The 24,251-nt window shown below is 70.7% G+C and carries 17 protein-coding genes and 1 tRNA gene; 8 read left to right on the top strand and 10 right to left on the bottom strand.

Features of this window, described 5'->3' with window-relative positions; all coding sequences use genetic code 11:
- Positions 1–6: 6 nt before the first annotated feature.
- From rpoN to dnaX, 4 genes are read right to left on the bottom strand one after another with little or no spacing between them, the layout of a single operon-like run.
- Positions 7–1,545, bottom strand: coding sequence for an RNA polymerase factor sigma-54 (gene rpoN / locus ETAA1_RS12620; RefSeq protein WP_238389431.1), 1,539 nt, complete (start codon positions 1,543–1,545; stop codon positions 7–9).
- Between the two features lie 45 nt (positions 1,546–1,590).
- A complete protein-coding gene (gene recR, locus ETAA1_RS12615; RefSeq protein ID WP_145238477.1) occupies positions 1,591–2,190 on the bottom strand; it encodes a recombination mediator RecR in 600 nt (199 codons plus the stop codon).
- Between the two features lie 25 nt (positions 2,191–2,215).
- The gene (locus ETAA1_RS12610) at positions 2,216–2,560 is read right to left on the bottom strand and encodes a YbaB/EbfC family nucleoid-associated protein (RefSeq protein WP_145238474.1); all 345 of its coding nucleotides are present in this window, start codon (positions 2,558–2,560) and stop codon (positions 2,216–2,218) included.
- Positions 2,560–4,335, bottom strand: a complete 1,776-nt coding sequence (gene dnaX, locus ETAA1_RS12605; RefSeq protein ID WP_145238471.1) for a DNA polymerase III subunit gamma/tau — start codon at positions 4,333–4,335, stop codon at positions 2,560–2,562. Before dnaX ends, ETAA1_RS12610 begins: the two co-directional genes overlap by 1 nt.
- Before the next feature lie 107 nt (positions 4,336–4,442).
- On the opposite strand from dnaX, the gene ETAA1_RS12600 reads away from it, so the two are divergent.
- Positions 4,443–5,738, top strand: coding sequence for a PQQ-binding-like beta-propeller repeat protein (locus ETAA1_RS12600; RefSeq protein ID WP_145238468.1), 1,296 nt, complete (start codon positions 4,443–4,445; stop codon positions 5,736–5,738).
- Positions 5,739–5,750: 12 nt separating this feature from the next.
- Here ETAA1_RS12600 and sthA read toward each other — a convergent pair whose 3' ends face one another.
- Positions 5,751–7,190, bottom strand: coding sequence for a Si-specific NAD(P)(+) transhydrogenase (gene sthA, locus ETAA1_RS12595; RefSeq protein ID WP_145238465.1), 1,440 nt, complete (start codon positions 7,188–7,190; stop codon positions 5,751–5,753).
- Between the two features lie 139 nt (positions 7,191–7,329).
- Between sthA and ETAA1_RS12590 the strand changes: the two genes are divergently transcribed.
- Entirely contained in the window at positions 7,330–9,618 is a 2,289-nt protein-coding gene (locus ETAA1_RS12590) for a WD40 repeat domain-containing protein (RefSeq protein WP_145238462.1), read from the top strand.
- Positions 9,619–9,622: 4 nt separating this feature from the next.
- On the opposite strand, the gene ETAA1_RS12585 is transcribed toward ETAA1_RS12590, so the two are convergent.
- Entirely contained in the window at positions 9,623–10,621 is a 999-nt protein-coding gene (locus ETAA1_RS12585) for an isocitrate/isopropylmalate dehydrogenase family protein (RefSeq protein WP_145238459.1), read from the bottom strand.
- 169 nt (positions 10,622–10,790) lie between these two features.
- Here ETAA1_RS12585 and ETAA1_RS33425 point away from each other — a divergent pair, with 169 nt between their 5' ends.
- The gene (locus ETAA1_RS33425; RefSeq protein ID WP_202920849.1) at positions 10,791–13,304 is read left to right on the top strand and encodes a zinc ribbon domain-containing protein; all 2,514 of its coding nucleotides are present in this window, start codon (positions 10,791–10,793) and stop codon (positions 13,302–13,304) included.
- Positions 13,305–13,352: 48 nt separating this feature from the next.
- Here ETAA1_RS33425 and ETAA1_RS12570 read toward each other — a convergent pair whose 3' ends face one another.
- Positions 13,353–15,860 (bottom strand): ComEC/Rec2 family competence protein, encoded by a 2,508-nt coding sequence (locus tag ETAA1_RS12570; RefSeq protein ID WP_145238457.1) that lies wholly within the window; start codon positions 15,858–15,860, stop codon positions 13,353–13,355.
- 90 nt (positions 15,861–15,950) lie between these two features.
- Here ETAA1_RS12570 and aroB point away from each other — a divergent pair, with 90 nt between their 5' ends.
- From aroB to ETAA1_RS12555, 3 genes are all read left to right on the top strand, one after another.
- A complete protein-coding gene (gene aroB, locus ETAA1_RS12565; RefSeq protein WP_145238453.1) occupies positions 15,951–17,036 on the top strand; it encodes a 3-dehydroquinate synthase in 1,086 nt (361 codons plus the stop codon).
- Positions 17,033–18,259: a glycosyltransferase family 87 protein gene (locus ETAA1_RS12560; RefSeq protein ID WP_145238450.1), complete on the top strand. Its 1,227-nt coding sequence runs from the start codon at positions 17,033–17,035 to the stop codon at positions 18,257–18,259. The genes aroB and ETAA1_RS12560 overlap by 4 nt, the downstream gene beginning before the upstream one ends.
- A gap of 77 nt (positions 18,260–18,336) precedes the next feature.
- Positions 18,337–19,530: an inositol-3-phosphate synthase gene (locus tag ETAA1_RS12555; RefSeq protein WP_145238447.1), complete on the top strand. Its 1,194-nt coding sequence runs from the start codon at positions 18,337–18,339 to the stop codon at positions 19,528–19,530.
- Positions 19,531–19,539: 9 nt separating this feature from the next.
- On the opposite strand, the gene ETAA1_RS12550 is transcribed toward ETAA1_RS12555, so the two are convergent.
- The 3 genes from ETAA1_RS12550 to ETAA1_RS12540 all read right to left on the bottom strand — a co-directional run bounded on the left by ETAA1_RS12550 (position 19,540) and on the right by ETAA1_RS12540 (position 23,072).
- The gene (locus ETAA1_RS12550; protein ID WP_145238444.1) at positions 19,540–20,388 is read right to left on the bottom strand and encodes a phytanoyl-CoA dioxygenase family protein; all 849 of its coding nucleotides are present in this window, start codon (positions 20,386–20,388) and stop codon (positions 19,540–19,542) included.
- 61 nt (positions 20,389–20,449) lie between these two features.
- Positions 20,450–21,682 carry a PKD domain-containing protein gene (locus ETAA1_RS12545; RefSeq protein ID WP_145238441.1) on the bottom strand — a complete coding sequence of 411 codons (1,233 nt, stop codon included), beginning with the start codon at positions 21,680–21,682 and terminating at the stop codon, positions 20,450–20,452.
- A gap of 70 nt (positions 21,683–21,752) precedes the next feature.
- Positions 21,753–23,072 carry a Gfo/Idh/MocA family protein gene (locus tag ETAA1_RS12540; RefSeq protein WP_145238438.1) on the bottom strand — a complete coding sequence of 440 codons (1,320 nt, stop codon included), beginning with the start codon at positions 23,070–23,072 and terminating at the stop codon, positions 21,753–21,755.
- Between the two features lie 133 nt (positions 23,073–23,205).
- On the opposite strand from ETAA1_RS12540, the gene ETAA1_RS12535 reads away from it, so the two are divergent.
- Positions 23,206–24,048 carry a sugar phosphate isomerase/epimerase family protein gene (locus ETAA1_RS12535; protein ID WP_145238436.1) on the top strand — a complete coding sequence of 281 codons (843 nt, stop codon included), beginning with the start codon at positions 23,206–23,208 and terminating at the stop codon, positions 24,046–24,048.
- A gap of 91 nt (positions 24,049–24,139) precedes the next feature.
- Positions 24,140–24,228: transfer RNA gene (locus ETAA1_RS12530), tRNA-Ser, on the top strand.
- Positions 24,229–24,251: the final 23 nt, after the last annotated feature.

Genomic DNA, 24,251 nt, shown 5'->3' with positions numbered 1-24,251 from the left:
ACCGGCTCACACCCGCGACCAGTCCTTCCGCTGCCGGCTCGACGGGATTTTCAGCATCTTGCGGTACTTCGTCACCGTCCGCCGGGCGACCGGGTAGCCGGCGTCGTTCAGCCTCGTCACCAACTCCTCGTCAGAAAGCGGGTTCGCCTTGTCCTCGTCGCTCACCAGCTCCATCAGCTTCTGCTTCATCACCTCGTAGGCCACGTCCTCCTGCGTCTGGACGTTCACCTTGCCGCCGCCGAAGAACCGCTTCAGCGGGAACACGCCGCGCGGCGTCTGCACCCACTTGTCGTCCACGGCCCGGCTCACGGTCGTCACGTGGACCTTCACCAGGTCGGCGATCTGCTGCATCTTCAGCGGGTGGATGTGCTCGGGGCCGGCGTCGAGGAACGCCCGCTGGTGGTCGATGATGGCCTTCGTCACCTTCATCAGCGTGTTCCGCCGCTGCTCGACGGCGGACACGAGCCACTGTGCGGACTGCAGCGACTTCCGGAGCTTCTCCTTGGCCGCCTCGTCGAGCCCCTTCGACTTGTACAGCTCGAAGTACCGCTTGCTGATGCGGATGTTCGGCACCCAGTCGTCGGTCAGCCGCACGTCGTAGTCGCCGTCGTCGTTCCGCTCGACCACCACGTCGGGGACGACGTACTGCACGCCGCTCTCCGCGAACTTGAGGCCCGGCTTCGGGTCGAGGTGGTGCAGCGCCTCCACCGCCTCCTGAATGGTGGGGATGTCGAACCGCGTCGCCTTCTGGATCACGGGGATGCGGTTGTAGCCGATGTCGTCCAGGTGGTCGCGGACGAGCACGCGCAGCACGTCGGCACACGGCGTCTCGTCGGTGATTTGCAGGAGCAGGCACTCGCGGAGCGTGCGGGCGCCGATGCCGGGCGGGTCGAGCTTCTGGATCACGCTGACGAGCACGTCCTCGACCTCGTCCTCGGTGACGAGCTGGTCGTAGGTCTGGGCGATCTCCAGGAGCGTGATCGGGCTGAACGTCTCGCGCGCCTCCGACTCGTCGTCGGTCTCGCGGCGCTTCGTCTTGATCCGGGAGCCGAGGTAGCCGGTGCGGTCGATGAAGCTGCACACGTGCTTGGCGAGGGCCCGCACCTCGGGGTCGAGTTCCAGCTCGCCGAGCTGCTCGTCGAGGTGGTCCTGCAGCGACCGCGGGCGGTCCGGCATGTTCGCCATCGCGTCCATCTTGCGGTCGCCCTCTTCTTCGAGGGCGCCGCGGCTGCCGCGGTGCTCCTCGTTGAAGTGGTCGTCCCAGTCGCGGTTCAGCGCCTCCAGCCGGCTGAACTCCAGGTCGCCGGTGTCGTCGTGCTTCAGCGGGGCGTCGGGGTTGAACTCCTTCTCGGCCCCCTCCTCGTTCTCGCCGAGTTGCTCCTTCTGCTCCAGGAACGGATTCTCCTGGAGTTCCTTCTCGATCTTCGCCTGCAGGTCGATGATGGGGAGCTGCAGGATCTCCATCGACTGGATCATCCGCGGCGCGAGAATCATCTGCTGATTCATGCGCACCGAAAGGTCCATGCCGATCCGCATCCCGCTCATATCGTCTCCGCCTAAGGTCAACCCGGGCCGCCCGGGTGGGTCGGGTCAGAACGCCCGCCGCCCCTGGAGGGCGTCGGTCAGCATCTGCGCATTCGCCAACTCAAGGGACGCACCGGAAGGCAACCCGCGTGCCAACCGCGTCACCGCCGCACCGCTCCCCGAAAGTACGTCGGCCGCGTACAGCGCCGTGCCGTCGCCTTCCAGCGTTGGGCTCGTCGCCAGGATCACCTCCCGCACGCCGCCGCGCTTCACGCGATCGACCAGCGGCGCGAACGTCAGCCGGTCCGGGCCGACGCCGTCGAGCGGGGCGAGCCGTCCGCCGAGGACGTGGTACAGCCCGCGGAAGCTGCCGGCGCGCTCGAACGAGGCCACGTCGCGGGGCGTCTCGACGACGCACAGCAGGGCGGCGTCGCGGCGCGGGTCGGAGCAGATCTCGCAGACTTCCCGGTCCGTGAGGGTGAAACACTCCCGACACGGCCGGACGCGGTCGGCTACGGCCCGCAGCGCGTCCGCGAGCTTCGTCGCCTGCGACCGGTCGCCCGCCAGCAGGAAGTGGGCGATGCGCTCGGCACTCTTCGGCCCGATGCCGGGGAGTTTGGCCAACTCCTCCAGCAGCCGCCCGATCACCCCCTGCGGTTCGCCCACGACGCCCTCACAGACTTGCGGTTCGTCACGACAGCCCCGGCAGCCCGCCGCCCAGCATCCCCGGCGGCAGCCCCATGTTCTCGGCCATCTTTGCCGTCGCGGTGGCGACCTGCTCGCGGGCTTTGGCCATCGCGTTGTTCACGGCCGCGGCAACCAGGTCTTCGAGCATCTCGCGGTCGGTCATGGCGTCGGGCGTGATCGCCACGGACACCACCTCCATCCGGCCGTTCACCTTCGCAGTCACATAGCCGGCGCCGGCGGCCCCCTCGGCGACGATTGTCCCGAGCTGGGTGTTCAGCTTCTCCATCTCCTCCTTGAGCTTGCCGGAGTTCCCCATCAGGGACATCAGCGAGCCGAGCTTTCCGAACATCACGTCGCCTCGTCGGTGTCGTCGGTCGGGGTCGCGGGCTGGGGGGCGACGGCGGCCGGGTCGAACGCCTCGTCCACGTGCCACAGCTGCGCCCCGAGCGAGTCGGCCGCCTTCTGGAAGAACGGCAGCGTCATCAGCGTCTTCTTTCGCTCCGCGGCAGAGGTCGCCGGCAACTTCGCGGGCGATTCGGCGGGCCCGCCACTGGGCGGGGCGTCGAAGCGGACCGTGACCGGCTTGCCCGTCACACGCTTCAGCGCGTCCTGCACGCGAAGCAGACCCTGCTCGGTGGCACTCGCCTGGTAAGCGGAATTATACCCGGGGGGAAACCGGATTGCCAGCGAATTTGGCCCGAAAATTGCAGGCACAAGTGCCGAATCGAGTTGACTGGCGAGAAGCGGCGCCCGCTCGTGCAGAATCCGCTTGGCGTCCTGCCACACCGCGGCGACCGACTCCACGGTCAAGTCTCGCGGAGTACCGTCACCAACTGCCGAATTATCCCATCCGGTTCGATCCGACGCCAGCGTCAGCGGGCTGTTTTTTTTTACGCCGTCGACTGACGCACCGCCCATTGTTGCCACACCGTTGCCGCCAGGCGCGGCATGCGGCGGCCCACCCTGGGCGATCGACCGGAGCAATTGCCCGACGGAAAGCGCCTCGTCCATGCGGGCGAGCCGCACGGCCGCCATTTCTAGCAGCACCTGGCCGTGTCCCATGCCGCGCACACGGGCTTTCGTCGTCGTCCACACGTCGAGCCCGGCCAACACAGTATCGAGGCTGATTCGCCCGACGACCTTACTGACGCTCTCCAGAACGAGTGGCGAATGCGGGAGTTCTTTCAACTCCGGAGCACAACTGACAAGCATGAGCGCCCGCCAGTACTCGATCAGCTGGTCGAGAAGTTCGCCGACCTGGAGTCCGCGGTCGATCCACTCGCTGAGCAGGTTCAGTGCCTTCGCAGCGTCGCGGTCCAGGATCGCGGCGGCGAGCCCGATGACGCGGTCGTCACCGGAGGTGCCCAGCACCGCGTTCACGTGATCGGCGGTCAGCGTGCCCGTCGCCGACGCGAGCAACTGATCGAGCAGTGATTGCGAGTCGCGCATCGAGCCGGCGGCGCGGCGGGCGACGAGCTTCAGGGCGTCGTCGTCGGCCTGGTGCCCTTCCCGGCTCACGATCGCCTTGAGCTGGTCGAAGATGCGGCCGGGGCCGACGTAAGCGAAGTCGAACCGCTGGCAGCGCGACAGGATCGTGACCGGAATCTTCTGTACTTCCGTGGTGGCGAAGATGAACTTGACGTGCGGCGGCGGCTCCTCCAGCGTCTTCAGCAGCGCGTTGAACGCGCTCGTGGACAGCATGTGGACTTCGTCGATGATGTAAATCTTGTAGCGGCCGCGGGTGGGGCGGAAGCCGACGTTCTGCCGCAGGTCGCGGACCTCCTCCACCTTGTTGTTGCTGGCCCCGTCGATCTCCAGCACGTCCACGTCCTCGCCCGCGGCGACGGCGAGGCAGCTGTCGCACTTGTCGCACGGCGTGGGGGTGGTGCCGGTCTCGCAGTTGAGCGCCTTGGCCAGGATGCGGGCGGCGCTCGTCTTGCCGACGCCGCGGGCGCCGGTGAACAGGTAGGCGTGGGCGACGCGGCCCGACTGCAGGGCGTTCACGAGCGCCTGGGCGACGTGCTCCTGGCCGATGAGCTCGGCAAACTGTTGAGGCCGGTAGCGCCGCGCGACGACCGTGTACTCGGCCGCGGCGGGGTCCGGCGGGGGTGGTTTGTTCGCCATGTCTCGGCATCTTACCCGCCGGCCGGGGCCGGTGCCATCACAGTCATTGCCGCTGGCGTGGCGCGAACCCCCGGGGTACGATCACCCCACCCTTCGGGAGAGTCACCATGCTCCGCCGCGCCGCACTCCTTCTTGCACTCGCACCCACCCTCGCACTCGCGGCCGATTGGCCGCAGTTCCGCGGCCCGGCGCGCGACGGGCACTCCGCCGACACCGGACTCCTGAAGTCGTGGCCGGCCGGCGGCCCGAAGCTGCTGTGGACGTTCGCCGAGGGCGGTGTCGGCTACGCCGGCCCGGCGGTGGTCGGCGACCGCCTCTACACCTGCGGCGGCAAGGGCGGTGACGAGTACGTCTACGCCCTCGACCTGACAAAGACCCCGGCGGCGGTGCTGTGGTCGGCGAAGATCGGCCCGCTGTTCACGTGGCAAGGAAACAGCTGGAACGCCGGCCCAAGCGTCACCCCCACCGTGGACGGGGACCGCGTCTACGCCCTCGGCGGCTTCGGCGACCTCGTCTGCGTCGAGGCCAAGACCGGGAAAGAACTGTGGCGCGCGAACTACGCCAAGGACTTCGGCGGCGAGGTGAACCCGATCGGCGGCGGCCTGACGCAGCCGTCGCCGCTGGGCTGGGGGAACAGCGCCGCCCCGCTCGTGGACGGCAGCACGCTCGTATGCGTGGTAGGGGGCAAACGCGGCCTGTTTGCCGGGCTCGACAAGACGACCGGAAAGCTGCTGTGGCGCAGCGCCGACGTACCGGAGCAGGCGCCGTACTCGTCGCCGGTGGCGGCGAAGCTCGGCGGCGTGCCGCAGTACGTGAGCGCCACGAACAAGGGGCTCGTCGGCGTCGGTCTGAAGGGCGAACTCCTGTGGCGGCACGACCGCGCCACGGCGTTCGACGACGTGGTGATCTCGACTCCGGTCGTGCGCGACGGCGTCGTCGCGGTGAGTGTCGGCTTCGGCGAGGGGATCGAGGCCGTAACCGTCGCCCCCGGCGCGGGCGGCAAGCTGACGGCGACGAAGCAGTACGCCTCGAAGGAGATTCAGAACCGCGACGGCGGTCTGGTGCTGCTCGGCGACCACCTGTACGGCCACTCCGAGCAGGGCGGCTGGGTGTGCGCCGAGTTCAAGACGGGCAAGGTGCTATGGACCGAGGGGAAGGCGCTGGGCCGCGGGGTGATCTCGGCCGCCGACGGGAAACTCTACTGCGCCGCCGAGAAGGGCGGGGCCGTGGTGCTGCTCGACGCCGCGACCGACGGCTGGAAAGAAGCGGGCCGGCTGTCGCTACCGGCGACGTCGAAGCTGCGGAAGCCGCAGGGGATGCTGTGGACGCACCCGGTGGTCGCCAACGGCCACCTGTACATCCGCGACCAGGAGCTGCTGTTCTGCTACGCCGTCAAGGGATAGGTGCTCGCTGAGCTAACTCACCACCGCGCGCGGGATGCGGCCGGCGTGCCGGGCTCGCCGGATCAGGGCGTCGTGCGTCGCCAGCTTGTACAGGTCGCCGAGCGTCGGGTAGTTGAAGCACGTGTCCAGGAACAGCTTCGCCCCGCCGCCGGCCATCAGCGCCAGCAGTCCGATGTGTACCAGTTCGCTCGCCTGCTCGCCGATCACGTGGACGCCCAGCAGCTTCATGTCCGCCGCGTCGAACACCAGCTTTAGGAAGCCGGACTTGTCGCCGATAATTTTGCCGCGCGGGTTCTGGGCGTAGTCGGCCCGGCCGACCACCACCGCGTGCCCCGCCGCCAAGGCCTCCGGCTCCGTCAGCCCGGCGGCGCTCACCTCCGGGATCGTGTAAATCCCGGCCGGCAGGAACTTCGCCACCGCGTCCTTCTCGTCCGACCCGAACATGTGGCACGCCGCCACCCGCCCCTGTTCGGCGCTCGTGCTCGCCAGCGCCGGGAAGCCGATCACGTCGCCGACCGCGTAGACGTGGGGCACCGTGGTGCGGAAGTGCTCGTCCACCGCGATCAGCCCCTTCGGCGTCAGTTCGAAGCCCGCCGCCGCCGGGTTCAGCTCCACCGTGCGGGCCGACCGACCGGCGCACACCAGGACCTGGTCCACCTGCAACTCGGCCCCGCTGGTCAGCGTCAGCGTCGTCTCGCCGATCCGCGGCGTGTCGCACTTCGCCACCTTCTCGTTCCACCAGAAGCGGATGCCGCCGGCGGTCATCGCGCCTTGCAGCGCCGCCGACAGGTCGGGGTCGAGGAACGGCAGCAGTTTGTCGCGGCCGTCGACGAGATGGACGCGGGTGCCGAGGGCGGCGAACATGCAGGCGTACTCGCTGCCGATGACGCCGGCCCCGATGACGGCCAGCGACCGCGGCAGGGCCGAGATGTACAGCAGCTCGTCGGAGTCGTGGACGCGGTTCGACTGGAACGGGAACAGGGTCGGCCGCGCCGGTGTGGAGCCGGTCGCCACCAGCACCTTCTCGCCGCGGAGGTACACCTCGCCGCCGGGTGGGGTCGGCCGCACGACGCGGACGGTGTGTGCGTCGTGGAAGCCGCCGGTGCCGTGGACGACGGTGACGCCGTAGGCGTCGAGGCGGGCGCGCATCTGCGTCGCCTCGGTGGCCTTGACCGCGCGCTCGTGGCGGAGCAGGTCGTTGACCGTGAGTCCGCGGCGGAGCGAGAGGTCCACGCCGTGCAGCGCCCTGCTGCGGACGCCGCTGAGGGCCAGGGCCGTCTCGCGGAGCGTCTTGCTGGGGATGGTGCCGGTGTTGACCGCGGCCCCGCCGACGAGCGGCGTCGCCTCCACGATCGCAACCTTGCGACCAAGCAGCGCGGCGGTCTCGGCCGCGGCAACGCCGCCGGGGCCGGCGCCGATCACAACCAGGTCGAACGGCAGGGCGTCGGGCATGTCGCGGCTCCGGGGGCTAAGTCATCCTACGGGCGGGCGCTTCCGGCGCGGGCGGCGGTGTGGTATCACAAACACAGCCGCAGGAGCCGAAGCCATGCCGGGTTCGACACCGTCCCGACGTCCGTCCGCCGGCGCTCAAGTGCTCATCCTCCTCGCTGTGCTCGGCAGCGCGATGCTCGTGTGCGGCGGGGGCGTGGGAGCACTCGTGTTCTTCGCCTTCCAACCGGGGCCGCAGGTCGCCGAGCACCCGCCGGAGGAGCCGCCCCCGCCGGCGCCGGAGCCTGTCCCGCAGCCCGAGCCGCTTACGACGAAGCCGATCACATTCGAGAAGCGCTGGACGACACCCGGCGGCCCCCCGGTAAAGGGAGCGTTCTTGCTCCTGTCCGACGACGGCAAGCGGTTGTTCGCCCAGGACGGCGGCGGGGTGCGCGTGTTCGACGCCAACACCGGCACGCAGACGGCCCGCATCGCCGGCACCGGCGTGCCGCCGGTCGGCGGCGAGTTGCTTCCGATCGGCACCGAGCGCGTGATGGTGACCACGCCGACGTACCCGTTTCCGGTCGTGTTCCACGTGACAGGGACGCAGGCGGGCGAACTCCTCCCGCGGCAGATGCTCCCGCCGCCGGTGCCGCGGAGCGTCACGAAGTTCGCCCTCAGCCCCGACGGCAGGCACGCCTTCGTCGGGTCGAAAAATCCGTCCGGCGGGCCGCCGGGGAGCAACATGTTTCGCTTGTTCGACACCGCCTCCGCTCAGACGATCGGGGCCGGCTTCTGGGAGCCCGGCAGCGCGAAGTTCACGGCCGACGGCACCCGGCTGTTCGTCGCCGAGCCGATGGGCCGGTGCCGGTGGCTGAAGGTGCCCGGCGGGGCGCTCGACGGGGGTTGGCAATATCCGGACGCCCGGGTGCCGACGCCTCTGCTGTCGATGTCCGCGGACGGCGGCGTGATCCTGTACGCCGGAGCTCCGGTCGGCCTGGATCGCGGCCGGTACGTTCTCGACGGCAAGACCGGCCAGGTGCTCCGCCGCCTCAGCTTCGACTTGGCTTCCGGCCCGTCGCACGTCAGCGCGGACGGCCGCCGGTTGATCGAGGTGAGGGACGGAACCGCAATCGTGACCGACACCCGTACCGGTATCGAGCTGGGCCGCGAGAAGGTGGGTGCGGACGGCGAGAACGTCGCGGTGCGCGCTGATGGCAGGGCCGTGGCCGTCCGCGACCCGACCGACGGCGAACTGTCCGTGTTCACGCTCAAGGGCGATCCGCCGGCCGCGTCGAGTCCGCTACCCACACCGCTCAGCCCTGTGCCCGACGCGCTGCCGCCGAATGCCTTCGGCGGCCCGTTCCCGCAGGCCGGCCCGTTCCCGCAGGCCGGCCCGTTCCCGATGCCGCCGCCGACGATCACGCCGACGCCGCGGCCCGCCCCGCCTCCGGCGCTGAAGGCGCGCTGGACGGCCCCGGCGGACGTGGGGCAGCTCGCGCTCAGGCCGGAATTCGCGCCGACGTTCACCCGCGACGGCGCGATCCTCCTCCAACACGGCGGCACCACGGGCCTGATTCTGGCCTACGACTCCGCCGACGGCACCCCGCTCCCCGGGTATGCTGGGCACCCGGGGAGCGAGTCCCTCGGCTGGGTGGCCCCGTTCGCCGACCGCGTGGCGTCGTCCGGTAAGGACGGGAACGTGAAGGTGTGGATGGCCCGGACCGGGGCGCCTGCGTCCGACCTCGTGTTCCCGCAGTTGTCCATCCCCGGGAAGCAGACCTACGCTTCGTACAAGGCCGTGTCGCCCACGGGCCGCTACACGGCGCACGGTCGGCAGTCGCCGATGAGTGGCACGGCGGGGCAGTTCCGGGTCATGGACACGACCACCGGCAAGGACGTGATCGAGGGGAACTGGCTGGCGTCGTCCGGGTCGGGGCACATCTCGTTCACGCCGGACGAGTTGCGGGTATTTGTGGTGAACGGCACCGGTAAGGCGGCGTGGTACAAGCTGCCGTCCGGCGAAAAGGACCTCGAGTGGGGTGGTAAGGGGCCGCAGCCGACGAATAGCGTGGCGTCGGTTTCGGCCGACGGCGGCCGGGTCGTGTTCTACGGCAAGCTCACGAGCTCGCTCGAGACAAACGTCGTCGACGGCAGGACGGGCGAGATCGTGCGGCCACTGCGGGCGCCGTATCAGCCTGCCGTGGCATCACTCTCGCCGGACGGATCGCTGCTGGCGGTGCCGATTTCGGAGCTGCGCGACGGCGTGCAGTGGCACGTGGACGTGCTGGAGGTGGCGAGCGGAAAGAAGCTCGGCCGCATCTCACCCCCGCGGGAGGGTGGCAGCGACCAACCGATTCCGCGATTCTCGCCAGACGGCAAGTCGATCGCGGTGACGTTTCGCGCGGCCCGGCAGATCGCACTGTACGCCCCGAGGCCAGAGCCACCGTAGCGCGTCACCGCGCGACCTGCCGCACCAGTTCGTCGGTGAGCGTGGCCGTGGTGCCGCTGCCGCCTAGGTCGGGCGTCAGCCCCACGCCCGCCTGGAGCGTCGCCGCCACCGCCCGCTCGATCTGCGCCGCCGCCTCGTGCCGGCCCACGTGGTCCAGTAGCATCGCCGCACTGCGAACCACGGCGATCGGGTTCGCCCGCCCCGTCCCCGCGATGTCCGGCGCGCTGCCGTGGACGGCCTCGAACACCGCGTTCCGGCCGCCGATATTCGCCCCCGGCACCACGCCCAGGCCGCCCACCAGCCCCGCGCACAGGTCCGAGATCAGGTCGCCGAACTGGTTCTCCATCACCAGCACGTCGAACCGCGTGGGGTCGGCCGCCAGCTCCAGGCAGACGTTGTCGATGGCCTTCTCGTCGAACAGCACGAACGGGTAGTCGTCGGCCACGGCGCGGGCGCACTCCAGGAACAGGCCGTCCGAAAGCCGCATCACGTCGGCCTTGTGGCAGAAGGTGACGACGCGCCGGCCGCGGGCGCGGGCCAGCTCGAACGCGAACCGCACGATCCGCTCCGCCGCCGCCCGCGTCACCAGCCGCACGCTCTCCACCACGCCCGGCACCACCTCGTGCTCCAGCCCGGCGTACAGCCCCTCGGTGTTCTCGCGGACCACGACCAGGTCCACGTTCTCGTACGGCGTCGTCACCCCGGCCAGCGACGTGACCGGCCGCACGCTCGCGAACAGGTCGAGCCCCTGCCGCAGCCGGACGTTGACGGAGCGGAAGCCGCGGCCGACGGGCGTGGTTACCGGCCCCTTCAGTGCCACGCGGTAGCGGCGGATGAGCTCCAAGGTTTCGTCGGGGAGCGGGTCGCCGTAGTCGGCCGCGGCGGCGGCTCCGGCGGGGGCCCGAATCCAATCGACCTTCACCCCCGCGGCGGCGACGACGCGGCAGGCCGCGGCGGTGACCTCTGGGCCGATCCCGTCGCCGTCGATGAGCACTGCTTGCACGGGTGGCCCTCCGGGTGTGCGGCACGGGGTCAGGATGCCGACGCCGCCCGCCGCCGGCAACCCGGCGGGGCGGGTAGTGGGGGTTCTAACGGGAATACGGCCACGGCGTTTCGCATCGGGAACTTCGTCTGCTAGAATCGACTCCAAGAGGGAAACGAGGGACACACGGATGGACGGGACGATCCGCGCGACCTGCCCGAGCTGTAACACCGGCCTGAAGATTCCTGCCAAGTGGGCGGGGCAGTCGGTGAAGTGCAAGAAGTGCGGGGCCGTCGTGCGTACCAAGAGCGCCGGCGACACGCCCGCGCCGGCGGCCCCCGTCGAGCAGCCGGCGGACAACGCTTTTGCGGAACTCGGCCCGACGCGACCGGCTGCGTACAACCCGTTTGACCCCGATGTCGGCGGCGTAGCCCCACCCCCGCCGGCCTACGACCCCGCCGCGTATCACCCCGCCGGGTACGGCCCACCCCCGGGCTATCCGTATCCCATGCCGCCCGGGTACGGCCCACCCCCGGGCTACCCGTATCCCATGCCGCCCGGGTACGGCCCACCCCCGGGCTACCCGTATCCCATGCCACCCGGCTACGGCCCACCCCCGGGCTACCCGTATCCCATGCCACCCGGCTACGGCCCACCCCCGGGCTACCCGCAGCCGGCGCCGTACGACCCGACCGCGGCGGCATACCCCCAACCCGCCCCAGTCCCCGCCCCCGTGGCGCCCCTGCCACCGACGCCCGCCCCTGTGCCCGAGTCGGTAAACGGGTTCAAGCCCGGCAAAGAGTTCAAGGCCGTCTCGGAGGCAACCGCCGCCCACAGCCGCGGCAAGGCCGGCTACCAGCGCGGCCGCGGCAGCAGCAAGGCGGCGTGGATCGGCGTCGCCGTCGCGCTCGCGGTCAGCCTCGTCGCCGGGGTCGCCGTCGGGGTGCCGTACTTCAAGAAGCTGAAGGAGCAGGCCAACAACCACCCGACGAACCCCGACCCGGGTAACCCGAAGGGCGGCCCCGCGTCGAACCCGAACCGTTCGCCGCTGGTGACCGGCTCGTCCGGCCTGCCGCGGCGGCTGCTGTTCATCCAGGTCAGCAACTACCTCTACCTCAACCCGCTGACGACGGCGTCGATGGTAAACGGCAGCAAGGGGCCGGACCTGACGCTGCACGCCGCGAACCGCCTCGCCCACGAGTGGCGAGTGCCGCGGGACAAGGACAACAACCAGGCGTTCGTCGTCTCCGACAAGGAGCAGCCGATGAAGCCGGTGATGGCCGGGGCCATCGACCTGTTCCTCGACACCTGCCGCCCGCAGGACCGCATCGTCATGTACTACGGCGGCCACGTCTTCACCAAGAAGATGGAAGACAAGGAGGAGGCGTTCCTGGTGCCGATGGAGGGCGACCCCGAGGACGTGGAGACGCTCATCCCCGTTGCCGACGTGTTCGCCAAGGTGAAGGCCTGCAAGGCGACGCAGAAGGTGATTGTGTGGGACGTGTGCCGGTACAACCCGGAACGCGGCCGCTTGAGGCCCGGCAGCGAGCCGATGAGCGAGGCGGTCGCCAAGCTCCTCACCGAGCCGGCACCGGCCGGCGTGCAGGTCATTCTCACGTGCCAACCCGGTGAGAACGCCCTGGAGTATTACAACCAGTCGTTCGACACGCTCGACCTGAACAAGAAGATCGCCGGGAGTGCCTTCCTCGACCTCACCCGCTTCGTGAAGGGCGGCGGCAAGAACCTCGGCGAGAACGACCCGATCCCGGTGGACGACTGGGCCGCGACGCTGGCGAAGAAGGTGAACGAGGCCGCCGCGCTGGCGTCGTCCGGCGAGAAGGGCGGCAAGTTCGCCCAGACGGTGAAGGTCTACGGCACCGCCCCGCAGGCGCTCACAGCGGCCAACAAGGACGAGGCGCCGGCGAAGCGGTTCGAGATGCCGGCCCCGCCGAAGGGTGCGTCGGTGGCCGACCTGGTGGCGGAGTTCGCGCTGCCGCCGATCACCGGCGACGACGCGATCGCCGAGTTGGGGGCGTTCCCGTTCCCGGCCGACACGCTCGCCGCGTACAAGGCCGACGTCTCCGTCAGCGAGATGAAGATGCCCGGGAACAAGGAGAAGTACGCCTTCCAACTGGCGGTCGTCGAGGGCTTCGAGACGATGCGCGACGTGTGGGGCGACTCCGGCCGCGGGAAGCTCCGCGACTCGTTCACCGGGGTCATCGACGAGCGCCTCAAGAAGGAGGTCGGCCGCGAACAGGACTACCTGGCCGTGGCGACGCCGCGGGTCGAGCAGGTGCTGTTCCTCCTGGAGGCGGTCGAGCCGAAAAAGCCCCAGCAGTCGAAGCGGTGGCAGGCCCACTACGACTACGCGGTGGCCCACGCGAAAGCCCGGCTGGCGTACCTCCACGAGTACAACCTGGCGCTGGGCAACATCAAGACCGAGGTGCTGCCGGCCCGCGACCCGAAGTTGCACGACGGGTATCGGCTGGTGTCCAGCCCGACGATGAAGGTGAAGAAGGAGAAGCAGTACCTCGTGGAGGCGCACGAAATCTTCGACGCGATGATCACCACGTACAAGGGGACGCCGTGGGCCATCGTGGCGAAGCGCGACCGGGCGCTGGCCCTCGGCCTGGCGTGGCAGCCGTACAACTCGAAGGGCGACCTGACGCCGCCGGAGCCGCCGATGGCGGCCACGAAGGAGTGACTCGCGCCCGACGCCCGCCCACCCGCCGAGGCGAGTGGGCGTCGGGCGTCACCAGCCCCGCCGCACCACCCGCACCTCCCCCGTCCGAAACGCCTCCACCACCAGTCCCGACGGGTGACTCCGGAGCACGATCGCCCCGGCGGTCGGCGTGTCCCACACGTCGGCTCCGACCGCGCCGTACGCGACACGCAGGTGGTCCGTGGGCCCCGCCTTCTGGCACGACACCGCGAGTCGCGGCCGCGCCCACAGCGCGATCGGGCCTGGCTCCCAGCGGTCGACGCCGGCTCGCCGCGTGTTCGCGTCTTTCGCCCCGTGGTGCGGGGCGAGCATCACGTCAACATGGGGCGCCGGCAGTCGCGTCACGCGATCCTGCCCCTCTCCCTCCAGGTCGCCGGTCAGCAGGACGGTATTTCCCGCGTGGCGGACGAGTAGCACCAGGCTTCGGACGTTCTCCTCGCCCGGCGGGCCGTCGGCCGGGGGGTGTAGCACCTCGAGCGTCACACCCCCCGCAGCGAACACGTTCCCGGCCGAGGCCACCCGCGTCGGCACGGTCCGTTTCTCCAGGTACTCCAGCGTCGCTCGCACGGCCGGGGTTGGCCGGTCGCGGAAGCTCGGCGTCAGCGTGACGAGCCCGACCGGGAATCGGTCGAGGAGCGCAGGCAGACCGTTGTAGTGGTCGAGGTCGGCGTGCGACACGAACACCTCGTCCACGCGCCGGACGCCGCGGTGCCACAGAAACGGCGCGACCGTGCGGCGGATCGCGTCCGGCCCGAGCGTAGTCCCCGCGTCGTAGAGGACGACGCGACCGTCCGGCGGTTCGAGTACGACACACCCGCCGTGCCCGACGTGGAGGAACGTGACGCGCAGTTCGTCCGCGGGCAGTTGCCGGGCCGGCGGCGCGAGGCCGAGTAGCAGCCACGCCGCGGTCGCCGCCACGGCGACGCGGCGGCCGCGCCCGTCGAGCAGCACGACGACCGCGACGGCGGCGTAGAAGCCGACGAGCCACCACGCCGGCGGGGCGGGCGCGTACACCCAGCCGCCAGGGGTCCGCTCCGCGAGATCGACCAGCCACCCGCAGCCGGCGAGGCACCACTCGGTGGCGCGGGCGAAGGGCCACGCCAGCCACCCGGCCAGCGGCGCCGTGAGAAGCACAACAAACCCCGCGACCAGAGCGACCGACGTCAGCAACACCAGCGGCGGACCGAGCACCACGCCGACCGGCGAGGCGATGTTCTGCCACGCGAGTACAAGCGGGCCGTTCGCGGCGGCGAGTATGAGGCTCACCGCAAAGCCGACAGCCGCCCACCGAGCGCCGCGGCGGATGAGTTTCTCCGGTAGCGTCCGCGAGTCCTCAACCAGTTCCTCCAGCGGCGTGAGCGGGCGCGGCGCGAGCCAGCGACCGGCCCCCCACACGAGCACAAACACGGACACGAACGACAGCTGACAGCCGGCGGTGAACGGGTCGGCGGGGTTGAAGCCGAGCACGATCAGCCAGGCCAGCGCGAAGGAGTTCGCCGGCCGCTGCGGACGGCGGAGGACGATCGCGCCGCACACGACCGACACCATCACTGCCGCGCGTACCGCCGACGGCCGTCCGCCGGTCAGTACCGCGTAGCCGACCAGGAGCAGCGCCACGACCCAGGCGCCGCGCCTCCGCCGCACGCCGGCGACACGCAGTACGAGCCACGCGAACCAACCGAGGACGACGAGGTGTTGGCCCGAAATCGCCAGCACGTGGACGACGCCGGTGCGGACGTACGCGTCCCACTCGGCGCGGTCGAGCGCGGTACCGTCGCCGAGCAGGAGCGCCGCGGCGAGCCCGGCCTCGCCGGGGTCGATCGCATCCGAGAGCGTGCGCGCCCCCGAGCCGCGCAGGGCCGCGACCCAGCCCAGCGGCGAGTGCCGCCACCCCTCGTCGAGCCGCGTCACCGCTTCGGTCGAGCCGCGGCCGCGGAGTGACGCGGTGACGCGGCGGTCCCGGAGCAGGGAGGCGTAATCGAGTTCGCCCGGGTTCGATGGGCCGTCCGGCAGCGACAGCAGCGCCACCACCTCGACCGTGTCGCCGAGGTGAAGCCCGTCGAGTCGGCCGTCGACGGTCAGCCGGGCGCGGCCGCTCGCGGGGCGCCAGCCGTCGCGCGTCTCGACAGCAGTCACGGCTAGAGTCGTCGACGCGGTCGCCGGCGACGGCCGGCCCAGGAGTGGGTCCGGCCGCGGCGGCCGAAAGCGGGCGGGCTCCTCGTCGAGGGTGCCGCGGACGCGCGCCGGTGCCGGCCGGGCGGTGGCGAAGGCCGCGATGTCGTCCGCGTCGAAGGCAGCACGGTGCGTGTGATGGTGGGCCGCGGCAACGCCGGCTGCAGCGAGCCACAGCCACGCCGCCCGCCGACTGACGCCCCACGCCACGATACCGGCTCCGGCCGTGAGCAGTTCCGCGGCGAGCGGCCCACCCGCGTACCGATCAAGCACTAACCCGACTGCTGCGGCGAGCGCGACCGGCACGAGCGGCGCGCGGGCGAACTCGCGCCAGGCGGGTTCGGCGGTCGCGGTCGGCTCGCCCATCCGCTCCTGTTTCGCCGCTCGACGGGTGCCCGTCCAGCGAAAACCGCCCGCACTCTTGGCGATGCCGCGGTGGCGTCGTGAAATGCCGGGATGGAGTCCGTCCACGTCCGCCTCGGGCCGCGGTCTTACGAGATCGCCCTGACGACCGCGCAGCCCGCCGGCGTCGGCCCGTTCGCCCGCCGCGCGCTGCCCGCGTCCACAGCGGCGCTCGTCGTTTCCGACGCCAACACCGCCTCCCTTGCCAACGACGTAGAAGCCACGCTCCGAGCCAACGGCTTCCGCACCGCCAGTGTCACCGTCCCCGCCGGCGAAGGGACGAAGTCCCTCGCCGAGTTGTCGAACCTGTACGACGCGCTGTACGCGATGACCGCCGACCGCCGCACCGCGGTCGTGGCCGTCGGGGGCGGCGTCGTCGGCGACCTCGGCGGGTTCGCGGCCGCGACGTACAACCGCGGCCTGCCGCTGCTCATGGTGCCGACCACGATGCTGGCGATGGTCGATTCGTCGGTCGGCGGCAAGACCGGCGTCAACCACCCGAAGGGGAAGAACCTCATCGGGGCGTTCCACCAGCCGGCCGGCGTGTGGATCGATACCGCCTTCCTCGACACACTCCCCGACCGAGAGTTCCGGAGCGGCCTCGCCGAGGTCGTGAAGTACGGCGTCATTCTCGATGAGCCCTTCTTCGACGACCTGGAGGCGAACGCTGGAGACCTGCTGGCCCGCGAACCGGCGACGCTTCGGCACGTCGTCGGCAGGTCTTGTCGGCTCAAGGCCGATGTCGTGGAGAAGGACGAGCGCGAGGAAACCGGCCTCCGGGCGGTGCTGAACTACGGCCACACGTTCGCCCACGCCTTCGAGACGGTCGGCGGGTACGGCGGCTGGCTGCACGGCGAGGCGGTCGCCGCCGGAATGGTGTGCGCGGCACGGCTGGCGGAACGCCACGGGCTTATCGGCCCGGTTCTCGGTCAACGGCAACTCGCGCTCCTGACGAAGTTCGGCCTACCCACCGCTTCGAAGCCCGAGTGGCCGATGGATGAGCTGATCGCCGTGATGCGTCGCGACAAAAAGGCGGCCGGCGGCAATCTGCGGTTCATCCTGCCGACGCGGCTCGGCGAGGTGCGTCTGTTCGACGACGTGCCGGAAGCCCTCGTCCGCGACGTGCTGGCCGCGCCATGACCGACGCGACCACGGCCTCCTGGCTGCGCGACCGGCTGTGGATCGCCTGGGCGACCGCGGTCGCCGTGTGGTCCGTCTGGATCGGCAGCCTGGCGCTTGGTACTCCCGCGTGGAAGCGCGACGCCGAGGGGATGCTCCTGTGCGCGGACCACATCGCGTTCTACTCCGCCGCCACGCTCCTTCGTGACGGCCGGCCCGGCGAGTTGTACACGCCCGACGCCATCGGCGAGGTGCAGCAGAACGCCGTCCGCGCGGACGGCGAGTGGCCGTACCACATGGCCTACCGAAACCCGCCGTTCTACGCCCTGCTGTACGTCCCCACAGCCGGGTTGCCGTTCGTCGGCAGCGTGCTCGTGTGGATGGCCGTCAGCTTCGCGGCGATCGGCTTCGCGGTGTGGTGCCTCCGGCCGGCGCGGCCGTGGCGCACCTTCGCGCGGGCGCTGGCGTTCTACCCGGTATTCACGGCGATCACGTTCGGGCAGAACACGCCGCTGAGCCTCGCCGTCTACGCCGCCGTCTACCGGCTGGCTGCCGACCGGCGGCCCTTCGCGGCCGGGCTCGCCGCGGGTTTGCTGTGGTACAAGCCGCAGTTGCTCATCGGCCTGTTCGTGTGGTGGGGGCTGGCCCCGCGGCGGCACCGGTGGGAGTGGCTCGGCGTCGCCGCCACGGGGTTTCTGTTGGCGGCGGTCAGCTGGCTCGTCATTCCGGAGGCGAGTCGGGCGTTCGTCGAGACGCTCCGGGCTAACGTGACCTACGGCGGCGAGAACGAGTGGAACTTGCACTCGCCGCGGAAATTCTGGGCCGTCCTCCTTCCGGGCGCGGCCGCTGAGCTCCTGATGTCGTTGACGCTGCTCGCCACCGCGGCCGCGGTCGGCGCCGCGGCGTGGTTACGTCTCCGGACGGGCGGGGCGCTCGCGGTGATGTTCCCGGCCGCCGTGTTCGTGACGCTCTGGGCGTCGCCGCACACACTCATCTACGAGTGGGCGCTCCTGTTCGCCGCGGCCGTGGTGCTGTGGGAACGCCTGCCGGCCCGCCGCGACACGTGGCTCACGTGGTTCACGGTCGCCTGGCTCGCACTCACCGTAAGTACCACGGCGACGCTCGTGCAAAAGCGATTCCTGGGGTGGCCCGTGCTTTTCCAGCTGAGCATCCCGGTGCTGGCGGTCGTGGGGGTCCGGTTGTTCCGGTCGCTCGGCGGCCGTGAGGCGGTGCCCGCAACTTGAATCCGCGCGTCGGCCCCGCGAGAATATAAGAACGCCTGCCCGCCCGCGCTCACCTCCCCTCGACGGACCCCCCGGACATGGCCCAGCGGCGCGTCGGACTGTGGATGATCGGTGCCTGCGGCGGCGTCAGCGCCACGACCGCCCTGGGGCTCGCCGCGCTGACCCGCGGCCTCACCCCGACCACCGGCCTCGTCACCGCCCTACCCCGCCTCGCCGCCCTGGACCTGGACGAGCCCGCGGCCTTCGTCGTCGGCGGTCACGACGTGCGCCAGGCGACGCTGCTGTCGGCGGTGCGCGAACTCCACCGTCGGTCCAACGTCTTCGACGAGCGGACGATTTCGGCGTGCGCCCCGGATCTGGAGGCGTGGTCGGCGAACGTCCGCCCCGGCGTATCGTTCCGGCCTAACGCCGCACTCGCCGCCCTGGCCGACCGACCGGACGTGCGCGCCGTACCCAGTCCGAAGGCCGCCGTCGAGTTGGTGCAGCGCGACCTCCGCGCCTTCCAGCAAGCGCACAAGCTCGACCAACTCGTCGTCGTGAACGCCGCCTCGACCGAGCCGCCGTTCGAGCCCGGCCCCGAGTGCGACGCCGCAGACCGCCTCGCCGCCGCGCTGGAGAAGTCGACGACGGCGCTGCCGACGAGCACGCTCTACGCCTACGCCGCGATCGACGCCGGGTTCCCGTACGTGAACCTGACGCCGTCGCGCGGGGCGTCGCTGCCCGCAATCGAAGGTTTGGCCCGCGCCCGCGGCGTGCCCCTCGCCGGGCAGGACTTGAAGACCGGTGAGACGCTGCTGAAGTCGGTGCTGGCGCCGATGTTCGCCCGGCGGAACCTGCGCGTTCACAGCTGGGTCGGCCACAACATCCTCGGCAACCGCGACGGGCAGGTGCTGAACGACCCCGAGAACAAGGCGAGCAAGGTGCGGAGCAAGGACGCGCTGCTCGCGGAGTTGCTCGGCTACCGGCCGCAGTCGCTGGTGTCGATCGAGTACGTGGAATCGCTGGACGACTGGAAGACGGCGTGGGACCACGTCCACTTCGAGGGGTTTCTCGGCACGAAGATGACGCTGCAGTTCACGTGGCAGGGCTGCGACTCGCTCCTGGCGGCGCCGCTGGTGCTGGACGTGGCCCGGTTGTCACTGCTGGCCCAGCGCCGCGGCGAGAGCGGAACGATGGGCCACCTGGCGTGCTTCTTCAAGAGCCCCGTCGGGGTGACGGAGCACGACTTTGGAAAGCAGTTCGAGATGCTGGAGCTGTACGCGGGCGGCTAAGTCGTCGCGTCATTCACGGTCGAGCAGCGACTTCGCGCTGCTGTCCCGCTGGTCTTCGAGCCACGCCACGTCGCCCGAGTCGGCGAAGCGCTTCACCCCCACCTCGCGGATTGCCGCGTCCGGCACCACCTTCAGCGGCGTGTACCGCGGGTGGTGGCTGTCCTTGTACGGGTCGTTCCGCGCCGCGTTGTAGCAGCAGATCATCGCCCAGCGCGGGTGGTCCGACGTGTTCTGATCGGAGCGGTGCAACAGGTTCGGGTGGAAAAACAGCGCGTCGCCGGGGTCCATCTCGACGTACACCAGCGGGAACCGCTCCGGCCGCTTCAGCACCTCGGCCACGCGCTCGCGGTCGGCCCCGGCCTGGTCGCCGGTGAGGACGTGCGTGATGCGGCCGCAGTGGTGCGAGTTCGTCACCACCTGGAGGCAGCCGTTCGCCCGCGTGCACGGGTCCACGGCGATGAACACGCTGGTGAGAAGCGGTTCGAGCACGCCGTTCTGGTACCAGTAGCCGTAGTCCTGGTGCCACGCCCAGGCGCCGCCGACCTTCGCGTCCTTGAGGATCATCTTCGAGTGGTAGTGGTACACCTCGCCGCCCAGCAGCGCCTCGCAGCTGCGGACCAGCCTCGCGCACCGCGCGAACATGCCGTACACGCCGTCGCCGGGGTGGTTCCACAGGCTCAGCCGCACCACGCCGCCCTCGCCGTCGGCCCGGCCGAACGAGCGCCGGTCCAGCTCGTGGTCTTCCTTCGCGGCCCGGCGCAGCAGGTCGATTTCGGCGGCGTCGAAGAAGCCCTTCGCCAGCACGGAGCCGGCGTCGTGGTACTCGCGGACTTGCTCGGCGGTGAGGGGAGAGGGCACGGCACGGCTCCGCGGGGTGGGTGCTGACGGTTTAGCGACCCCACCCCCGGCGGACAGCGGATCAGTTGCCGGCGGTGAGCACGACCTGGCCGCCGACCACTTCGGCCCGCACCGGCACGAAGGCGGCGACGCGGCCGGTCCACGGGAACGTCACGTCCGGCGCCGCCGCGACGACGCGGCCGGTGCCGGCGGGACCCGACTGACGAATTTCCAGTGACATCTTGCGACGCGGGTTCGCGATTCCGGTCGGGGCCGGCGGCAGTGGGAGAGTCAGAGTCGTGCGGCTGCCAAAGGTGGCGAACACGCCGGTGATCGTCTCCGGCATCCCCTGCACGGTCGTCGTCCGCTCCTCGACGAGTTGCACGGGCACGAGCACGTCCGACCCGCCCTTCCCCGCCCACTCACCGGTCACGACGGCGGACTTTCGGTCGGCACTGACCTCCACCCGGAGGTTTCGCACGCCGGCTACGTTCCCGGCGGCGACCGCACTCACGAGCACCGCCCCCGGCCGCGCCGGGATGGCGCGGGTGAAGGCCGCCCGGCGCGAGTCCTTCGGGGCGGGCACCGCGACCGTTTCGTTGTGCGTCTGCCGCTCGACACGCGTGCCGCTGTCGAGCACGCGCAGGACGGCGACGAGTGTTCCCTCGGCGGGCGCGTCCACCTTCACGGACTGGGCCTGCTTCGCGGCGGCGGTGGCGTTGTGCGCCATCAGCTGGATCGGGAACGCGCCTGGTTTATCGAACGTGACGAGCCGGTCGATCCTGCCGCCGCCGGCGACCTCGAGCCGGCCGTCGCCGTAGTCGAAGACGCAGTTGTCGGCGTCGGACACGTCGGCGGTGAGGCGGAAGGTGGCAGGCGCGACCGAGGCCGACGACACCGGGCTGACGGCGAACGTCGAGATCCTCGGGAGCAGGCGCGGACCGGTTTTCGCGCCCCCGCCCACCTCCACGCCCACGGACCGCTCGTTCTCGTCGGCGGTGAAGTTGCGGACGACAAGCTTGATGCTGTAGTTGCCGGCCTTGGTGTAGGTGTGCGTGACGGACGGGACGGACGGCGTGAACGGCTCGAGCGGGCTGCCGTCGCCGAAGTCCCACCAGCCGGTCTCACCGGTGGCGTGGTTCTGACAGGTGACGGTGAGGCCGTCCGCGGCGGCCGCGAAGTTGGCGACCGGTAGCGGCGGCTTGACCACCTTGTCGATCAGGGCGGTGGTGTACGTGCCGGCGGCGCCGCCGCCGAGGCCCAACACGCCGACGACGGCGGCTTTTAGCCAGCCGCCCTTTTTCGCCTCCGCCATGTGCGTACCCTCCCGCGTGGGAGGGGGGAATAGCACGACGGCGGGGGTGGGGCAAGGCGAACCGGCGGCGTCAGGTGCCGGGCAGTTCCCACCCGCGGCGGTACTCCCGCGCCAGGTAGCGGTCCGCGTCCGCCGAGTCGGTGCGGCCCGTCTCGGCGTTCCAAGTAATCGGTCGGCCGGCGCGGTAGGCCACGTTCCCCAGCAACACCGCCTCCGCGAGCCGGCCGGAGTAGTCGAAGTTGCACGTCGTCGGGCCGCCGGTCTTCACCGCTTCGGTCCACTCGCGGTGGTGCCCGATCGACGCCGGGATGGACCGCGGCGGCGCCTTGAAGTCACGCGCGGCGGCGTCCGGCAGCACGCGCAGCTTGCCGTAGTCGGCCAGCAGCTGTGCCTTGTCGCCTTCGAACAACACGCCGGAGCCGAACCCTTCGTGCCGCACCGAGCCGTCGAGCGCCGGCCCCTGGACGCCGTGGTACCACGTCAGATGCACCTCGCCGCGGCCGGCCGCGGCCGGGAATCGGTAATCGACCTGCATCACGTCGGGGACGGTGTTGTCGCCCTGGTACGTCTTGCGGCCGGTAGCCTCGACTCGCGTCGGCAGGCCGAGGTTCAGCGCCCACGCCGGCAGGTCCATGAAGTGGCAGCCGAAGTCGGCCAGCTGCCCGCCGCCGAACTCCCACCAGTACCGCCAGTGGAAGTGCGGCCACGGGCGGCTCGGGCTGGCGTGCGGGCTGCCGGGGTGCTCGGCGTCGAACAGCGGCGTCGTGGACGGGCCGGCCCACAGGTCGATGTCGAGCTTCGGGCTGGCCTTCGGCCCCTTCCGCACTCCCGCCGGCGGCTTCCCCGCGAGCCACACGTGAACCCGCCGCACGTTGCCGAGCAGCCCCGCCCGCACGATCTCGACCACGCGGCGGTAGTTGTCGCCGGCGTGAATCTGCGTCCCCATCTGCGTCACGAGCTTCCGCTCGACGGCGAGCTTGCGCATGAGCCGGCACTCGGCCACGGAGTACGCCAGCGGCTTCTCGCAGTAGACGTGCTTGCCGCGGGTCATGGCCAGCGCCGCGGGCAGGCAGTGCGAGTGGTCCGGCGTGCTGATCACGACGGCGTCGAACCGGTTGCTCGCGCGGTCGAACAGCTGGCGGTAGTCGATGAACGTTTCCGCCATCGGGAAGCGGGCCTTCGCGGCGTCGAGCCGGGCCGGGTCGATGTCGCACAGGACGGCGACGTTCTCGTGCTGCACGCCGGCGAGGTTCGCCGCGCCGCGGTCGGCGACACCGATCACGGCCAGGTTCAGCCGGCTGTTCGCGTTCTGCGCCCGGACGTACATCGGGGCGGCGAGAGCGGCGGGGGCGGCGGCGAGGAAGCGCCGGCGGGTGGTGCGGTGCGACATGACGACCCGGTGGTGGGAGGAACGGACGAGGGCGAGTATACGTCGGGTGTCGCCCCGGCGAAAGGCGCTGGCGGACGGGTGGGGCGCTCGCCATAATCACCGCACGAGCCGCGAACCGAAATCGGAGACGGAAATGGCCATCGAGCCGCTGGCGATCGGGGTGTGCAGTTGGTCGTTGCAGGTGACGAGTATTCCGGAGTTGAAGGGGTTCCTGGACCGACTCGGCGTCGACGTGGTGCAGATCGCGTGCGGCGACCCGCACCACGCCTCCTGGGCCGAGGGCGACGCCATGCCCGCGGCGGCGGTCGCGGCCGGATTCCGCATGAGCGGGGCAATGCTCGGCTTCCCCGGCGAGGACTACACCACCCCGGCGACGATCGAGAAGACCGGCGGCTTCGGCGACCCGGCCACGCGCCCGGACCGCCTGTCGCGCCTGAAGTGGGCTCTGGCCCGCACGCGGGAGTTGGGCCTGAGCGACCTCATGCTGCACGCCGGCTTCATCCCCGAGGTCGGCTCCGACGACCGCAAGCCGTTCCTGGACACGCTCACGACGGTGGCTGAACTGGCCGGCAGCGCTGGCATCACCGTGGCGTTCGAGACGGGGCAAGAGTCGGCGGCGCTGCTGCGGCGAACCCTGGACGACCTGAAGTGTCCGAACCTGAAAGTGAACTTCGACCCGGCGAACATGCTCCTCTACGACAAGGACGACCCGCTGGCGGTGCTCGACCTGCTGGCCCCGGACATCCGCAGCGTCCACGTGAAGGACGCGAACCGGCCGCCGCGGCCGGGGGTGTGGGGCGCCGAGGTGCCGCTCGGCACGGGGCAGACGAACACGGCCGGGTTCGTGAAGGCGTTGAAGCGGGTGGGATACCGCGGTCCGCTGTGCATCGAGCGCGAGGTGGGGTCGCAGGAGGACCGCTTCCGCGACATCGAGCACGGCGTGCGATTCCTACGAGAGTGCCTGGCGACCGCGTGAGGTGTTCGAAAACGCGACCGGGCGGATTGTCGGCCCGGGGTCGGGTGCTAAGATTGCGGTACGTCGTCGCGGGCCTGAGTCCGCGGCGAACGGAGAGGTGGCTGAGTGGTCGAAAGCACCGCTTTGCTAAAGCGGCGTAGGGGTAAAACCCTACCGCGGGTTCGAATCCCGCCCTCTCCGCTAACATAAAGCCGCCGCAGGGT

This window comes from Urbifossiella limnaea, assembly GCF_007747215.1.
In the GTDB taxonomy this organism is placed as follows: domain Bacteria; phylum Planctomycetota; class Planctomycetia; order Gemmatales; family Gemmataceae; genus Urbifossiella; species Urbifossiella limnaea.
This window is presented reverse-complemented; position numbering and strand designations above follow the sequence as displayed.

Coding starts and splice junctions, on each gene's coding strand:
- ETAA1_RS12545 (WP_145238441.1), bottom strand. CDS start 21,682: ATGGCGGAGGCGAAAAAGGGCGGCTGGCTAAAAGCCGCCGTCGTCGGC.
- ETAA1_RS12600 (WP_145238468.1), top strand. CDS start 4,443: ATGCTCCGCCGCGCCGCACTCCTTCTTGCACTCGCACCCACCCTCGCA.
- ETAA1_RS33425 (WP_202920849.1), top strand. CDS start 10,791: ATGGACGGGACGATCCGCGCGACCTGCCCGAGCTGTAACACCGGCCTG.
- ETAA1_RS12535 (WP_145238436.1), top strand. CDS start 23,206: ATGGCCATCGAGCCGCTGGCGATCGGGGTGTGCAGTTGGTCGTTGCAG.
- ETAA1_RS12610 (WP_145238474.1), bottom strand. CDS start 2,560: ATGTTCGGAAAGCTCGGCTCGCTGATGTCCCTGATGGGGAACTCCGGC.
- ETAA1_RS12540 (WP_145238438.1), bottom strand. CDS start 23,072: ATGTCGCACCGCACCACCCGCCGGCGCTTCCTCGCCGCCGCCCCCGCC.
- sthA (WP_145238465.1), bottom strand. CDS start 7,190: ATGCCCGACGCCCTGCCGTTCGACCTGGTTGTGATCGGCGCCGGCCCC.
- ETAA1_RS12560 (WP_145238450.1), top strand. CDS start 17,033: ATGACCGACGCGACCACGGCCTCCTGGCTGCGCGACCGGCTGTGGATC.
- ETAA1_RS12555 (WP_145238447.1), top strand. CDS start 18,337: ATGGCCCAGCGGCGCGTCGGACTGTGGATGATCGGTGCCTGCGGCGGC.
- ETAA1_RS12570 (WP_145238457.1), bottom strand. CDS start 15,860: ATGGGCGAGCCGACCGCGACCGCCGAACCCGCCTGGCGCGAGTTCGCC.
- dnaX (WP_145238471.1), bottom strand. CDS start 4,335: ATGGCGAACAAACCACCCCCGCCGGACCCCGCCGCGGCCGAGTACACG.
- rpoN (WP_238389431.1), bottom strand. CDS start 1,545: ATGAGCGGGATGCGGATCGGCATGGACCTTTCGGTGCGCATGAATCAG.
- aroB (WP_145238453.1), top strand. CDS start 15,951: ATGGAGTCCGTCCACGTCCGCCTCGGGCCGCGGTCTTACGAGATCGCC.